The organism is Kribbella pittospori (genome assembly GCF_004331465.1).
GTDB classification, from domain to species: domain Bacteria; phylum Actinomycetota; class Actinomycetes; order Propionibacteriales; family Kribbellaceae; genus Kribbella; species Kribbella pittospori.
Genome location: NZ_SJKB01000019.1, coordinates 114,839 through 129,579, shown reverse-complemented (window position 1 = coordinate 129,579; position 14,741 = coordinate 114,839). Strand labels below are relative to the sequence as shown.

General features: G+C 68.2%; 18 protein-coding genes. 8 read left to right on the top strand and 10 right to left on the bottom strand.

Annotated elements, in window-relative coordinates; translation table 11 throughout:
* The first annotated feature begins 89 nt into the window (after positions 1-89).
* On the top strand, positions 90-464 hold the full coding sequence (crcB, locus tag E0H73_RS39230) for a fluoride efflux transporter CrcB (protein WP_131365261.1): 375 nt from the start codon (positions 90-92) through the stop codon (positions 462-464).
* An 11-nt stretch (positions 465-475) separates the two neighbouring features.
* On the opposite strand, the gene E0H73_RS39225 is transcribed toward crcB, so the two are convergent.
* The 5 genes from E0H73_RS39225 to E0H73_RS46235 all read right to left on the bottom strand — a co-directional run bounded on the left by E0H73_RS39225 (position 476) and on the right by E0H73_RS46235 (position 4,649).
* Positions 476-769, bottom strand: coding sequence for a DUF1905 domain-containing protein (locus tag E0H73_RS39225; RefSeq protein WP_238164563.1), 294 nt, complete (start codon positions 767-769; stop codon positions 476-478).
* Between the two features lie 64 nt (positions 770-833).
* Positions 834-1,829, bottom strand: coding sequence for a cation diffusion facilitator family transporter (locus E0H73_RS39220; protein ID WP_238164562.1), 996 nt, complete (start codon positions 1,827-1,829; stop codon positions 834-836).
* 9 nt (positions 1,830-1,838) lie between these two features.
* A complete protein-coding gene (locus tag E0H73_RS39215; RefSeq protein ID WP_131365258.1) occupies positions 1,839-2,771 on the bottom strand; it encodes a ketopantoate reductase family protein in 933 nt (310 codons plus the stop codon).
* Between the two features lie 36 nt (positions 2,772-2,807).
* Entirely contained in the window at positions 2,808-4,235 is a 1,428-nt protein-coding gene (gene rox, locus E0H73_RS39210; protein WP_131365257.1) for a rifampin monooxygenase, read from the bottom strand.
* A 270-nt stretch (positions 4,236-4,505) separates the two neighbouring features.
* Positions 4,506-4,649, bottom strand: coding sequence for a GPGG-motif small membrane protein (locus tag E0H73_RS46235; RefSeq protein ID WP_165556000.1), 144 nt, complete (start codon positions 4,647-4,649; stop codon positions 4,506-4,508).
* A gap of 215 nt (positions 4,650-4,864) precedes the next feature.
* Here E0H73_RS46235 and E0H73_RS39200 point away from each other — a divergent pair, with 215 nt between their 5' ends.
* Positions 4,865-5,338: an SRPBCC family protein gene (locus tag E0H73_RS39200; RefSeq protein ID WP_131365290.1), complete on the top strand. Its 474-nt coding sequence runs from the start codon at positions 4,865-4,867 to the stop codon at positions 5,336-5,338.
* A gap of 44 nt (positions 5,339-5,382) precedes the next feature.
* On the top strand, positions 5,383-6,060 hold the full coding sequence (locus E0H73_RS39195; protein WP_131365255.1) for a GAF and ANTAR domain-containing protein: 678 nt from the start codon (positions 5,383-5,385) through the stop codon (positions 6,058-6,060).
* 23 nt (positions 6,061-6,083) lie between these two features.
* On the opposite strand, the gene E0H73_RS39190 is transcribed toward E0H73_RS39195, so the two are convergent.
* Together E0H73_RS39190 and E0H73_RS39185 are read right to left on the bottom strand one after the other, a co-directional pair.
* On the bottom strand, positions 6,084-7,031 hold the full coding sequence (locus E0H73_RS39190) for a helix-turn-helix domain-containing protein (RefSeq protein WP_131365253.1): 948 nt from the start codon (positions 7,029-7,031) through the stop codon (positions 6,084-6,086).
* Positions 7,032-7,108: 77 nt separating this feature from the next.
* Positions 7,109-7,366, bottom strand: a complete 258-nt coding sequence (locus E0H73_RS39185; protein WP_131365251.1) for a hypothetical protein — start codon at positions 7,364-7,366, stop codon at positions 7,109-7,111.
* Positions 7,367-7,740: 374 nt separating this feature from the next.
* On the opposite strand from E0H73_RS39185, the gene E0H73_RS39180 reads away from it, so the two are divergent.
* From E0H73_RS39180 to E0H73_RS39170, 3 genes are all read left to right on the top strand, one after another.
* The gene (locus E0H73_RS39180; protein WP_131365288.1) at positions 7,741-8,436 is read left to right on the top strand and encodes a GAF and ANTAR domain-containing protein; all 696 of its coding nucleotides are present in this window, start codon (positions 7,741-7,743) and stop codon (positions 8,434-8,436) included.
* Between the two features lie 72 nt (positions 8,437-8,508).
* On the top strand, positions 8,509-9,021 hold the full coding sequence (locus E0H73_RS39175; RefSeq protein ID WP_131365249.1) for a DUF6328 family protein: 513 nt from the start codon (positions 8,509-8,511) through the stop codon (positions 9,019-9,021).
* Complete coding sequence (locus E0H73_RS39170; RefSeq protein WP_131365247.1) at positions 9,018-9,371, top strand: hypothetical protein; 354 nt, start codon at positions 9,018-9,020, stop codon at positions 9,369-9,371. The genes E0H73_RS39175 and E0H73_RS39170 overlap by 4 nt, the downstream gene beginning before the upstream one ends.
* 15 nt (positions 9,372-9,386) lie before the next feature.
* Here the strand turns inward: E0H73_RS39170 and E0H73_RS39165 are convergent, their stop codons facing one another.
* The 3 genes from E0H73_RS39165 to E0H73_RS39155 form a co-directional block, all read right to left on the bottom strand.
* Positions 9,387-9,971 (bottom strand): TetR/AcrR family transcriptional regulator, encoded by a 585-nt coding sequence (locus tag E0H73_RS39165; RefSeq protein WP_131365245.1) that lies wholly within the window; start codon positions 9,969-9,971, stop codon positions 9,387-9,389.
* Positions 9,971-10,897, bottom strand: coding sequence for a GTP-binding protein LepA (locus E0H73_RS39160; RefSeq protein WP_165555999.1), 927 nt, complete (start codon positions 10,895-10,897; stop codon positions 9,971-9,973). The genes E0H73_RS39165 and E0H73_RS39160 overlap by 1 nt, the downstream gene beginning before the upstream one ends.
* A 170-nt stretch (positions 10,898-11,067) precedes the next feature.
* Entirely contained in the window at positions 11,068-11,310 is a 243-nt protein-coding gene (locus E0H73_RS39155) for a hypothetical protein (RefSeq protein WP_131365243.1), read from the bottom strand.
* A gap of 248 nt (positions 11,311-11,558) precedes the next feature.
* Here E0H73_RS39155 and E0H73_RS39150 point away from each other — a divergent pair, with 248 nt between their 5' ends.
* Positions 11,559-13,559, top strand: coding sequence for a hypothetical protein (locus E0H73_RS39150; protein WP_131365241.1), 2,001 nt, complete (start codon positions 11,559-11,561; stop codon positions 13,557-13,559).
* A 20-nt stretch (positions 13,560-13,579) separates the two neighbouring features.
* The gene (locus tag E0H73_RS39145; RefSeq protein ID WP_131365239.1) at positions 13,580-14,740 is read left to right on the top strand and encodes a S1C family serine protease; all 1,161 of its coding nucleotides are present in this window, start codon (positions 13,580-13,582) and stop codon (positions 14,738-14,740) included.
* The last annotated feature ends 1 nt before the right edge of the window (position 14,741 follow it).

Sequence of the window (14,741 nt, the reverse complement as noted above, 5' to 3'; positions counted from 1 at the left end):
CCTCGGCGGTCAGCCACCGGCCAGCGGTTCAACAAGAAGCCTCACCACACACTCCCCGAACTGGCTACTACTGAGGGGATGGTGCACCAGTGAGCGTCCTCCTGGTGATCGCCGGCGCCGTGATCGGCGCGCCGCTGCGCTACCTCACCGATCGCGCCGTCCAGAAGCGCCACGACTCCGCGTTCCCGTGGGGCACGATCTCCGTCAACGTCGTCGGCTCGCTGATCCTCGGCGTCGTGGCAGGTGCGAGTACGGCGTCCGCACTGCCGCATCAGGTGCAACTCGTCGTCGGGACCGGGTTCTGCGGCGCGCTCACGACGTACTCGACCTTCTCCTACGAGACGTTGCGGCTCTACGAGGACGGCGGCCGGTTCCTCGCCGTCGCGAATGTGGCCGTCAGCGTCGTCGCCGGGCTCGGCAGCGTCTTCCTCGGCGTCGCGATCAGCCAGGCCATCTGGCCATAGTCAGACTCCAGTCAGGCCAGCGTCATCGTGACCGAGATGGTGTCGCCCTCCTCGATGCCCTCGGCCTTGCGGACGCGGTCCTTGAGCGGGAGCACATAGCCACCGTCCTTCGGGAACAGCGAGGTCGTCCACTCGGTGCGGCCGATCGTCGCGCGGACCGGCACCACCCCCCAGCCATAGGTGACCGCCGCGGCGACCTCCTGCAGTTCCGCCGCCTCGTCCTCCGGCACCGTGACGAAGTAGTACGGCGCCGGCCCACGCCACTCCCAGATCTCGCCCTCGAAGTGCAACTCAAGAAGGTCCACGCGGCAGATGCTAACCCTCATTCCGGACGACAACCTTCCGGAACGACAATCTGGTTGAGCGCGTTCAGGCCGACGGGTCGACGTACCAGGCGGGGAGCTGGACCGGGCGCAGATCAGTCAGGTCGCCGGGGCGGCTCAGGGTGAGGACTGCGCGCTGGATCTCGGGCCGCGCGTTCAAGGCGTCCTCGACCGCGGTCAGCCGGACGGCGACGTCGGACTCCCGATCGTTGCCGGTGACATCGACCGCCGCGACCAGGAAGACCTTGTCCGCGCCGACCCACTCCATGTGCAGGAAGCTGACCCGCTCGATCGCATCGTGCTCCAGCAGGGCGCGCAGGACCCGGTTGCGGCCCAGCGGCGAGACCGCCTCGCCGGTCAGGAAGTCCATGTTCCGGCTGATCAGGAACAGCGCGACCCCGCCGAGCAGCAGGCCGACCACGATCGATCCGATCGCGTCCCAGACCGGGTCGCCGGTGAGCTGGTGCAGCAGGATGGCCAGCGCCGCGATCACGATGCCGATCAGCGCCGACAGGTCCTCGACGAACACCGCGCGCAGCACCGGATTCGAGGTCAGCCGGACGTACCGCAGCGGCCGCAGCATCCGCTCGAACGCACCGGCCTTCGTCTGCCGCAGCGCCTGCGCGAACGAGATCCCTTCGAGCACGAACGAGATCCCGAGTACGGCGTACGCCCAGCCGTACGACGTACCGCCCTCGCCGGCGTGCAGGGACTGGATGCCGTGCCAGATCGAGACCGCCGCACCGACGACGAACAGGCCGAAGGCGGCGATCATCGACCAGATGTAGCCGACCCGGCCGTACCCGAGCGGATGTGTCGCGTCGGCCGGCTTCTGACCCCGGCGCTCTCCGATCAGCAGGAAGATCTCGTTCCCGGTGTCCGCCCACGAGTGCGCGGCCTCGGCCAGCATCGCCGCCGACCCGGTGATCGCGGCCACCACCGACTTTGCCGTCGCGATCAGCAGATTGGCCGTCAACGCCACCAGCACGGTGACGAAGCTCTCCCCGTTACCTGAAGCCTCAGCCTCCTGCCCCGAACTCACCCCTCGACCCTAGCTCTGTCCGGGCGGCCGGCCGGCACTGTGGACCGAGAGGATGTCGGTGATCGCGCGGTTGCACGGCGTCGGGATGCCGAGGGTATTGCCCCGGGCAACCACATCACCGCTCAGCCACGGCACCTCGAGCCGGTTGCCACGGTCGAGATCGTGGTGCATCGACGACGTCATGTCGGCCGGCACCGTGTCGATGAACGCGAGCCGTCCGTCGGCGAAGTCGGCCGGCAGCGGCACCCCCTGGGCTTGCGCGACCTGCACGACCTCGTCCATCACGTCGTGCAGGAACGCGCGAGCCCGCGGGTGGCTGCGGATCGGTCCGATCGGCGTCCGCGCGGTGGTCGTCGTACCGGACAGGCCGACCAGGAAGACGAACTTCTCCCAGATGGTCTGCTCGATCCGACCACTGATCTCGGCATCGATGCCACCGGCCACACAGGCGTCGTAGAACTCCTGCACCCGCGCCGAGGTGCTGCCGTCGTACTCACCGAAGGCGAGCTTCTGCAGCGGACCGGAATGGCGGATCACCCCGGGCTCGGCGATCGTGGCGGCGATGTAGGCGACGCCACCGATGACGTGCTCCGGGCCGAGAACGCTGCGCAGGATGTCGTCCTTGACCACACCGTTCTGGAACGACACGACGCCGGTACGCTCGGTGAGCAACGGCTCGATCAGCTTGGCCGATGCCTCGGTGTCCCACAGCTTCACGCCGAACATGACGATGTCGACCGGGTCGAGCTGCGCCGGATCGTCGGTGACCGCGACCGTGGGCAGGTGCGCATCGCCGAGTTGACTCTCCAGCCGGAGGCCATGGCTGCGCAGCGCCTCGAGCTGGCGGCCCCTCGCGATGAACGCGACGTCATGCCCTGCCAGCGCCAGCCGGCCTCCGAAGTACCCACCGATCCCGCCGGTCCCCATCACCGCGATCCGCATACAGCCTCCTCGTTGAGCGCCCGTACAAGTTATCGCTCAGCTTGAGGCGGCCCCGAACCACCTGGGGAGGTGCCTCTCCAGGTCCTCTTGATCCTCACCGACCCACGCCACGTGGCCGTCGGGTCGCAGCAGGACCGCGGGCACGTCCAGTTCCTCGCTGACGTCGACGACGTGGTCGACCCGATCGGCCCAGCCTGCCACCGAAAGCCCGCCGTTCTGGTCGAGCAGGAGTCCGCGGCCTTCGTGCGTCAGCTCGTAGAGGCGACCGCGCTTCAGCTCCACGTCCCGCAAGCGGCGGCCGAGGAGTTCGTGACCCGCACCGAAGTCGTAGCGGATCGCGATCGCGGTGTTCTTCTCGATCAGGTACCGGTTCACGTCCTCGAAGTTCATCAGCTCCCCCAGCAGCCGGCGGAGCGCCTGCGGACCCGGCTCGGTGGACAGCAGCTCCATCTGGGCGCTCGAGTTCTCCAGTACGCCGGCAGCCACTGGATGCCGTTCGAGCTGGTAGCTGTCCAGCAGCCCCTCCGGTGCCCAGCCGTCGATCTCGGCGGCCAGCTGCCAGCCGAGGTTGAAGGCATCCTGGACGCCGAGGTTCAGCCCCTGCCCGCCGATCGGCGGATGGACGTGCGCGGCGTCGCCGGCGAGCAGCACCCGACCGGACCGGTAACTCTCGGCCAGCCGGGTGCCGTCGCCGAAGCGGGACAGCCAGCTCGGTGAGTGCGCGCCGAAGTCGGAGCCGGCCGTCAGCCGCAACTGCTGCTTGAACTCCTCGAGCGTCGGCGCATCCGCACGGTCCTCGGCCACCACCGGTGCGCCGGGAACAACGAACCGGAACTTGGTGCCCTCGACATGCATGGCGCCGAACCGCAACTGGCTCTTACGAACCTCGGTCCCCACGGCGGTCACCTCATCCGGCGGAGCGGTCACCTCCACCTCGCCGAGCAGCGTGTCGACCCGGCTGGGCTCGCCGGGGAAGCCGACGCCGAGCAGCTTGCGCACCGTACTGCGGCCGCCGTCGCAGCCGACCAGGTAGCGCGAGCGCAGTTGCGTCCCGTCGGCCAGATCGACGGTCACGCCGTCGTCGTCCTGGCTCAGCCCGACCAGTTCGGCGCCGAGCCGGATGTCGGCGCCGAGCTCGGCGGCCCGTTCGGCCAGCAGGCGGTCGGTGATGGCCTGCGGGATGCCGAGCAGGTATCCGTGTGCCGTGTCCAGCCGCTCCGGCGCCGGCTTGTAGATGCCGGCGAAGCCGCCGAGCGGGTACTTCGTGCCGAGTGCAAGGAACCGTTCCAGCAGACCACGCTGGTCCATCACCTCGATACTGCGTGCGTGCAGACCCAGCGAGCGGACGATCTTGGTCGGCTCCAGCGCCTTCTCCAGCACGACCACGTCCACACCGTGCAGCCGCAGCTCGGCGGCCAGCATCATGCCGACCGGTCCGCCACCGGCAACGATCACGTCGATCATGGAATCCCCCTGATTCCGTAGGTTCTGCGTTTCGGTCGGCGATTCTCCAGCACCACCGGGGGCTTGCGGCAAGTCCCCCGATGCGTTATAGGTTGATAGTGGCAGGGAGAGTACAACCTCCTTGCCCTTTCTTTTGCTCGTGCACAGCCCGCTCGGATCCGGACGATGCCCTGGGCAACAGCTCCGAGGACACCCCGACCGCAGGGCGAACGACGCTTGCCCCCACGCCGAGGCGACGTGGGGGCAAGCGACCGGTTTCCCGGTAGACGATTAGGTGAAGATGCTGACGCCACCCGGCCCGACCAGCAGGCCGATCACGATCAGCGCCGCGCCCCACAGCACCTGGCCGCGGAACAGGGAGACGATCCCGGCGATAACAAGGATCGCCGCGATGATCCACAGTATGAGACTCATGGTCCTTCCCATCTGAAACGGGCCGGGCGGACACCCGGCGACTGAGCTCCCCGTGCCACGATCCGGTGCCCGCCCCGAACCTCACACAAACGGTGGTCGCACCGACCTGTTTCGCCGCACCAGCCGCACCAGCCGCTCCCGCCGCTCCCGCCGCATGTGTGCCGACGGCAGGGGTACCAGGGGGTTGTCTGCTGCGTGACTCGAGGAGGCGGAGCATGAACCACCACGAAGCATGGACCACGGTCGACGTCGCACCGAACATCCTCTTCGACCGCCTGTCCGATCTCGAGCGTCTGCCCGACTTCCTGCCCTGGATGACGGCACTCCACCGCACCGAACCGCCGCCGGCGGAGTCCCAGGGGCCCGAGGCCAGGCTGCCGAAGCAGCCGGTGCACCAGGAGGTCGACGTCGCGGCGACCGATCCGGCCGCCGGCGAGGGCGAGTTCCACCGGGAGGCCTGGATCGATGTCGTCGACGAGGACCGGATCCTCAGGTGGGGAGCACCTGGCCCGCATGACTACCAGGGCGAACTCCTGGTCGACTTCGTCGCCGACGGCACGTCCAAGCTGACCGTCCGCCTGGACACCGCGCATTCGGGCGACATCGACAGCGCACTCGAGCGAACCCTCGCGACCATCAAGACCTCGCTCGAACAGGAGCAAGGCTCGGTCGGCGAATCCGAAGCCTGACCCGGCGGGGAATGGTCGGCGGCTGGGCGGGTACTGGGCCTGACATGAAGCGCGGTGCGATTCTCGCCCGATTGATCGAGGCGATCACAGTGGCGCCCGCGCGCAGTCGTCCCGATGAGCTGGGCCGCACCTGTCGTGACCTCCTCGGTGCGGACGGTACGTCGATCACGATCGAGAACTCGGTCACCAATCGCGTCACGCTGACCGCCACCGATTCGACGGCCGCGCGACTCGAGGATCTGCAGGACGTCCTCGGCGAAGGCCCGGGCCATGCGGCGTACGGCGCGGGCGAGCCGGTCGGCTCCGACCTGGAGACCGACAGGCGGTGGCCGGAGTTCGTCCGCGCGGCGCTGGCAGCGGTCGGACCGCTGACCATCCGCTGCTTCCCGATCCGGCCGGGTGGACGCCCGTTCGGCGTGCTCAGCGCGTACGTCGCCGACGGCCGGACGTTCACGGAGAGTCCGCAGACCTCGCAGTTCCTCGCGGACGCACTCGGTGTCGCGCTGCTCAACGATCCACCCACCAGCGAGGAACCCGACGACCGCAGCCCGTGGATGTCGCGTGCGGTCGTCCATCAGGCGACCGGCATGATCGCGGGCCACCTGGGTCTGGCCATCGAGGACGCCTCGGCGCTCCTCCGTGCCCGCGCTTACGCCCGCGACGAGACGCTGGCGCGGGTGGCCCAACTCATCGTCAGTCGCCGGCTGCAGCTCGACGGCTGAACGTCGCCCTGGCAACGATCGGTTCAGCGACCCAGCGTTGCGCTCGGCAACTCGCCGTACTGCTCCCGGTAGGCGGCGGCGAAGCGGCCCAGATGGTGGAAGCCCCAGCGCGCCGCCACGGCTGTGACGGAGAGCTTGGCCGGATCGCCGGCGAGGAGTTCCGTGTGGACCTCGGCCAGTCGCAACTGGCGCAGGTACACCATCGGGGTGGTCCCGAGATGCCGCTGGAAGGCGGTCTGAACGGCACGCACAGTCACGCCGGCGACCGCAGCGACGTCGCCGACAGCGACGTCCTGGTCGACGCTGGACTCCAGGAAGGCGATCGCCCGCTGCACTGTCCGCGGATGCGCGTCGCGCCCGTCGGTCCGATCCCGCGCGATCAGCGCCGTGTTGGGGAACGCGGCCAGAACGCTCGAGGCGAGCAGGCGAGAGACCGAGGACTGCAGCAGCGGCGACGTCCGCACCGTCGAGTCCGGCAGCACCTGATCGCCCAGATAGTTGATCGTGCTGACCAGGTGGCGGGCGGCCGCGGCCGAGTGCGGGCGATGGTCGAGCAGCCGGACCGGCCCACCGCTTCGGTTGTCAACGCCGGCGGCCCGGGTGAGCAGCGCGGGATCGAACATGGTGATGCTGTAGCGCGACCGGCAGACCTTGCCGACGTACGGGCGATCCGGCGGCGCGAACGAGACGACATCGCCCGGCCCGAAGGCGTCCTCCCAGCCGTCGGTGGCGTGATCCTGCACCGTTCCCGCCTCGACCACGCAGAGACAGATCTTGCCGAGCGGGTCGGCGTCGTACTTCATCTCGAAGCCGATGTCGAGCCGGTCGACACTGATCGAGCCGACCGCCTCGCGGGTGATCCGCGCGCTCACGTCGTCCGTGCCGCCGCCGATCCGCATCTTGGTGTACGCGTGGTTGAGGAACTCCTCGGTGCGCGCGAGATCACGGCTCTCGAATGTCAGGGACTCCATGCACCCATCCTGCGAACAGTCCCGGGCGGCCGACTTCTTCAGCCGACCCCAAGGTACGCCACGGCAGCGGACCAGGCCTATCCGTCGCGATGCGTGTGCTTCGAGTGGTCCTCGTCCTCGGGCATGCTGGTCTGGAAGAGGTCGATGCGCCGGGAACGAACCAGGTAGAAGGTCCCGGCCCCGACGATCACTGCCACGACAGCGACGGCCACGATCACCCAGATTGCGCCGCCGTAGTCGCCCGGGTCGCCGTCGCCCGCACTGAGTGGGCTCAGGAGACCCGCCACCACTGCCGGCACACCTGCCAGCACACGAGCGAATCCTTTCTTGTTCATGGTCCCCCGGTGCCCCCGTCACGCACCCAGAAACGACCGGTGCCGCCCACCGGAGTACTGGATGAATTTTCAACGCATCGATCTGGGTGTCTGGGGCACAGGGAGGGGTGAGAGGTTGCCCAGCGCTCGGGTGGTGGGAAGCCTCGAGGTCTGGACCCGTTCACTGGCGCAGCGGGCCCAGACCGCACCAAACGGCTCGTGCGGGCCTGGCAATCCGGAGAACGCACCCTCCGACGGCCGGAGAACGACAATCCTGACGGGACACTGAGTTGTTACCCCGAAGTGAGCGCGGGATGGTCATAGGACCGGCATGATGACCACGGGACGCTCAAACGCGGGCGCCCCTGGTGACCCCCCAGGAGCTGTGTGTGGCCATGATCGACCCGGACGCCAACGACGCGGCGATGGCCTTCGCGCGCCTGGCGGTCGAGTTGCACGACGCCTCGGGCGTGGACGAGACGGTCGATGCCGTCGTCCAGTTCGCCCTGCTGGCGCTCAACTGCACGTACGCCGGCGTGGCGCTGTATTCCCGTGGATCACAGGCGGAGATCGCCGCGGTCACCGACCCCGTCGTCGCGGACGTGTACGACCTGCAACTCTCCTCCGAGTGTGGCCCGCTGGTGACCGCGCTCCGTGAACGCAGCACTGTGCTGATCCGTGACACCACCACCGACAACCGCTGGCCGGAGTGGGCCGCGAAGGTTGCCGCCCTTGGGGTGCGGAGCGTGCTCGACGTACCGCTGGCGACGGGTGACGATAGTCGCTCGACGGTCGGCGTACTCGGGCTCTACAGCCCGTCACCTGACGCGTTCAGTCCCGACGACGAAGCGATCGCCCACATCCTTGCGCGGCATGCATCCGTTGCCCTCGCTTCCGCGCGGCACGAGGAATCGATGGCACAGGCGGTCGACGCCCGCAAACTCGTCGGCCAGGCGATGGGCATCCTGATGGAACGCTTCGACGTCAACGACGACCAGGCGTTCGCCATCCTCAAGCGCTACTCCCAGGACACCAACACCAAACTCCGCGACGTCGCCCAGCAACTCATCGACACCCGCAAACTCCCGTAGTACGAGACGCCGCATAGGCGCAGGTGACGTGGGGTACTGGTCCCCGAAACACCGGACGATCGGGTAGACCTGATGACCCAGCACTACCGTCGCGAGGATGAGAGCTCCGGCCAGCGCCTCGACCGGCACTGGAACGAGTTGCTGCAGGAACTGCGCCTGGCCCAGACCGGCACGCAGATCCTGTTCGCCTTCCTGCTGAGCATCGCCTTCCAGAACCGGTTCCAGGGCGCCGACAACTTCACCCATTTCATCTACGCCTGCACGCTGATCGCCTCGGCGCTTGCGGTCGCACTGTTCCTCGCACCGATCTCGTTGCACCGGATCGTGTATCGGCAGGGTCTGCGCGACCGGCTGGTGACGATCGCCGACTACCTCCTGCGCGCCGGGCTGGTCTTCCTCGTCGCCGCGGTCTGCGGTGGACTGCTGATCGCGCTGGACGTCGTCGCGTCTCGTCCGGTAGCCATTGGCGTCGTCATCGCCGTACTGGCGTGGTTCGTCACCTTCTGGTTCGTCATCCCGGCGTACGTCCGGCAAGCCCGCGAGCCGGACGACACCGCAGAAGCATCGGAGGCGAAACGACCGTGACCGTCAGGCTGAACGAGAAGGCGTACGAGCACGCGAAGTCGCTGATCCGGAAGGGTCAGACCGCGAAGGACGAGCGGGACGACTGGAGTGAGCACGCACCGACCGCGGACGAGGAGAACGCGTACCTCGACAAGCACGGCTGGCGCGAGTACGGCCGGTGGTACCTCGGGATCGACACCGACATGGACGACGAGACCAAGGGCCACTACAAGTTCCCGTACGGCGACCTCCGGCGGGTCCACCGCTGCGGAGTGATCAGCGCCGAATCCCGCGCCGCCCAGAACGACTACGACGACATCACCGAAGCGCTCGAGAAACTGCACGAGCTGATGGACGGCGGCCACGCCTGATCCTGCCTGGCCGACTCACTCGGCGTGCGGGGTGGTGAGTGACTCCTCGATGAGGTCGATCATGGCTGCGTGGCGTTTGGTCGCGGTGTCGGCCTGACCCAACGCGATGATGTCGAGGAAGACCCGGCTGACGATGAGGTCCGCGGCGGTCCGGACCCGGTCCGGTTCGGCGACGACGTCTTCGGCGCCGCTGAGGATCTCCGCGACCGTGGTGGTGGCTTCGTCGAACAACTCCGCCGCGCGCTCGGCGATCTCGGGACGGGCCTGCGCCTCCCGGAAGACGATGATCCGCGCCGCCCGATTGCGTTCCAGTTCCTCGGCCATGGACGACACCACGGCCCGCAACCGCCGGTGAACCGAGCGGCCACGGGCGGCAGTCCTGAGCACCTCACCCGGTGTCGGCCGCTCGTGCACGATGGCCAGCAGGAGATCCAGCTTGGTGGCGAAGTGGTAGAACACCAGGCCGGCCGGTACGCCGGCCTCGTGCGCGATCAGCGCCGTCGACGTCGCGTCGTACCCGCGGTCGGCGAACAGGCGCTCGGCCGTCTCGATGATGGCTTCACGTTTGGAGGGGCGCCCGGAAGCGGCGGCGGTCATCATCAGGCCCGCCCCGGAGCGGGCTGGTGATCACCGTCCAGGTCCGCGGACGCGTGGGCGGCCCGGCGGAACGACTCGAACACGTACTTCGGGACCCGCAGACCGCGCCGGTGGGCCCAGAGCAACTCGTGCTCGACCCGGCCGACCTGATCGGCATAGTGCTGAAGATCCGCGTCGTCACCGGTGACGATGCCCAGCGAGCGGATCGCCTTGCCGAACTCCAGCCGCTGCTGCTTGTTCTCGGCACCGACCGGGCCGAACGTCTTCCGTCGAAGCGTGCGCACCAGCCACTTCTGCCAACCGCCCAACTGCGACCAGAGACCACGAGCGGCGATCTGGTAGTACGCGAAGTGCCCGGGCTCCTGGCGGCGGATCGGCGCGACCACGGTCCTCGCGACGGCCCGCTCCCCCAGCTCGAGCATGCCGGCGTGAAGCTTGTTGTAGGCAAGCACCGCCGATCGCTCGGTGGCCAGGCCGGTCAGGTAGTAGAGCATCCGGCTGACGTCCTGGACCGCGCCCACCCGGCCGAGCGCCCCGAGCAGCTTGAGCCGGAACGACACGTCGGTCAGGTTGGGGTTGGTGGGCTCGAGACCGGCCAGGACCTGGAGCCGGTCGAGGATCAGGCCGTGGTGCGTCTCCTGCGGCATCCACACGTCGGCGTAGAAATGCTGATCGACCTCGGGTGGATCGGGCAGCAGGATGTTGAGCTCGATCACGTTCCGTTCGACCTCGAGCTCGACCCGCGACATGTAGGCCAGGACCGACCCGAACCGCTCGGCGAGCAGGCCGGGCCGCTTCATCGTGTAGTCGACACTGTCGAGCGGGATCGGTGGGTGTTCCTCCCCCAGCCGGTCGACATGGTCGGCCAGCCTCGACTCCTCCCGCCGGGCCTTTCTCCGGCGAGACACAGACACATCCGCAAGCGCCATGGTCGGCACCTCACTCCATCGACAGGAATGCCCCAAGTGCAGCACTGCCGAGCGTAGCAAGATAACTGACTGATCAGTCAGTCAGATCCCTGTGACCTCGCCGACACGTCCGGACAAATCAATCGGCCGCCAATACACAGCAGGCCTGTGAGTGTGATCCACCGGCCGGATCACTGCGCGGTGCTGGGTGAGGGGTCGTCGTCGGGCGGGCGGGTCGAGGGCACTTGCAGGACCTCGATGATGTTGATGCCGAGCATGTCGAGGTGGTTGAGGATGCCGGCCAGTGCCGCCTGATCGTCGAGGAACCCGTGCAGCACTGTCTGCGCCGGCTCGGGATCGGCGGTCATCGAGGGAAAGGCATCGGTGAGGTCGCGCGACAGTTCGCCCTTGACCCTGATGACGTAGTGGCCCATGACGACCCCCTTTCACGCCCCGTCCCCATGACTCTGCTGCGGGCCGGGTCCTTCGGCCTCCCCCGGACAGGGGGAGACCGGCTGCTGGGTATCCCTGTTTCATGGCGGCAACCCGGATGCGCGTGCACTCTGCGCTGACGGAACTACGGACGGACGCATGGATCACCTGGATCGGGTGACCTGGGCCGCCGAAGTGACGCCAGAGCCGGATGGTGTGGAGACCGGTACGTCGTGCGCATGCTGTGGAAATGACGGCCCGCGCCTGGAGACGATCCCTGCCGCCACTGCTGTTCGCGTTCCTCACCTTGACGATCCTCTGGCTGCCGGACTCGGCAGCAGCCGGCACCACCGCCTCGCCGGACGACCCCGCCGCGCAAGCACTGGCCGATCGCTACTCCCCCGTCGTCAAGCTGCAGGAGGAATCGCCGAGGTGCGACGACGGCGAGCAGTTCCAGCCCACCGACGTCGAGGCCGTGCTCGGCGATCAACAGGTCGCACTCCGCGGTCCGTGGCAACCGCCGGACCTGGTCAAGACGCAGCCGAAAGGCAAGGACATCACCCTCGGGTTCCCGGGGCACTTCCTCGACTTCCCCGGCGATCCGCTCCGTCCCGGCTGCACGTACGCCGAGTGGTCGGCGCTGATCAACGCGGTCCACCCGGCTACCGTCTATGCCCATGTCGTCGCCGATCCGGCGTTCCCCGGCAAGCTTTCGCTGGAGTACTGGTTCTTCTACGTCTTCAACGACTACAACAACACCCACGAAGGCGACTGGGAATCGATCCAGCTCATCTTCGACGCGGCGACGCCTGCGGCCGCACTGGCCACGGAGCCGACGGCGGTTGGATTCAGCCAGCACGGAGGCGCTGAGCGAGCTCGCTGGGGCGACGCCAAGCTCGAGGTCGTCGACGGAACCCATCCGGTCGTCTACCCGGCGGCCGGTTCACATGCCAACAAGTACGGCCAGCGCTTGTACCTCGGTCGTGGCTCGGAAGGACTGGGCTGCGACGACACGACCAGACCGCAAGCCGCGATCAGACCACGGGTCGCCTACGTCCCGCTGACCCGCGCGGACTACCTGCAGGAGTACCCCTGGCTTGGATTCGAAGGCAGATGGGGCGAACGGCAGCGCTCGTTCTTCGACGGGCCGACCGGCCCGAACATGAAAACGTCGTGGCTCACGCCCATCCAGGACGCCGAGGACACCTGGCGGGATGACAGCGGTACGGTGCCGGCCGGCACCTTGCTGGGTCCGAGCAGCACGGGCGCCTTCTGCGCCGCGGTCGCCACCGGATCCAACCTGGTCCGCGAAACCCTCGACCGACCCTGGCTGCTGGGCCTGATACTCGCGGCGCTCATCGGGCTGATCTGGTTCGCGGCGAGTCGTACGCAGTGGACCGATGCGGCCCCGCTGCCGGCCAGGAGGCGGCGCGTCTGGGGTCAGACCGTGGTCGCCGCGCTACGCCTGTTCCGGCACCGACCCGGTCTGTTCGCGGGTTTCGCGGCGGCGTTCATCATCCTGAGCCTGGCGACTGTGACTCTCGCAAGATTCCAGGTCGCCAGACGCGACGCACCCACCGACCTCGGCGCGCCGACAGAGAACGCTCCGGGCTTCTGGGCCTCCTTGATCACGTTGGCCGTCACGATCCTCACGATCGCGGCGTACGTCGTACTGCTCGCCGCCGTGACGAGGATGCTCGACCAGCTGGATCGAGGCGAGGCCGTCACCGCGATGGGCATACTGCGCCATGTCTTCTCGCGCCGGCGGCCGCTGACCCGGGTGGCCGTGCAGTACTTCGTCGTGCTCGCAGTGCTGGCGTTCTTCGTGGCGACGATCCCGGTGGCCATCTACTACGCGGCCAGCCGGGCGTTCGCCATACCGGTCGTGGTGGCGGAGCACTCCTCGGGAGGTACGGCGCTCAGACGCAGCCGGATGCTCGTCCGGGGACGTTGGTGGCGGACCGCCGTACCGCTGGCGATCATCATCGGGCTGGGACTGGCCGCCGGACCGATCGCCGGGATCGTCCTGCTCCTCGCCACCGACCTGTCGCCGGTCCTCATCAACGTGATCTCGTCGCTGCTCTTCGCGCTCGCGATGCCACTCGCCGGATCGGCCGTCGCCTACCTGTACTTCGACCGCGCCACATCCGTACCGGCTTCACCTGGATCGGGTGACATGTCCGGCGCCCGGCGAACCTATTCTCGGGTGGGCGACGGGAGCGTCGAGCATGTGGTGCGCTCCGACTCCTGAGTGGGCCAGAGGAGGTCCAGATGGTCCAGGCCGACAACGGACAGCCCGATCCGGCAGCCACACCACCGGACGGCACACCGCCGGACGGCCGGGGTCGCTTCCGGCTCACTCGCAGCCTGTCCCTGGCGATCCTTGGTGGCGCCGTCGTGGGCGCATTGATCACCTCCCTCATCTTCGCGCTGGTGGATCGCAACGGCGGATCCGCTGACGCCTCGTCCACCGCCGCGGCGGATCCGAGTACGGCGATGTGCGCCGCGATCCCGGTCGCGAACGAGATCCTGCCGTCGATCGTGACGATCTCGGCCAGCAGCGGCGCCTCGGCCGGCACCGGTTCGGGACAGATCTTCAAGGACGGCGGTTACATCCTCACCAACGACCACGTCATCTCGGTCGCGGCCAACGGCGGCAAAGTGTCCGTGCAGTACAGCGACGGCACGAGCTCGGACGCCACGATCGTCGGCCGTGATCCCAGCACCGACCTCGCCGTACTCAAGGCCGCGGACGCTGCGAAGGATCGCCCAGTGATCACATTCGGTTCGTCCGCCGAGCTGCAGGTCGGGCAGCCTGTCGTCGCCCTGGGCGCTCCGCTCGGACTCGCCAGCACGGTCACCTCCGGCATCGTCAGTGCGCTGGATCGCTATGTACCTGTGCCGGGCGATGGCGTGACCCATCACCTGATCGGCGCCATCCAGACCGACGCGGCCATCAACCCCGGCAACAGCGGCGGCGCCCTGGTGGACTGCTCCGGGCGTCTCGTCGGAGTCAACGCTGCGATCGCCACCGTCCCGAACGCGTCCGGCGTCTCCGGCGGCGGAAGCGTCGGCCTCGGCTTCGCGATCCCGGTCGACCTCGCGAGCCCGATCGCCGACGAACTCGTCCGTACCGGGGAGCCTGGCCATCCGACCACCGGCCTGCAGGTCCAGGAGATCCCGCCGGCCCTCGCGAATGCGTCGGGCAACCCATCCGGTCTCTTCGTCGTCTCCGTCGACGCCGGAGGTCCGGGCGTGAAGGCGGGTCTCAAGGCAGGCGACATCATCACCAAGATCGACGGCCAGCCGGCTCAGAGCAGCGAACAGATCGTCGTCGCGACCCTGACCCGCAAGGTCGGCGACACCATCGAGCTGACCTACTCCCGAGCAGGTCAGACGGCCACCACCACGCTGACGCTCGCCGCACCCTGAG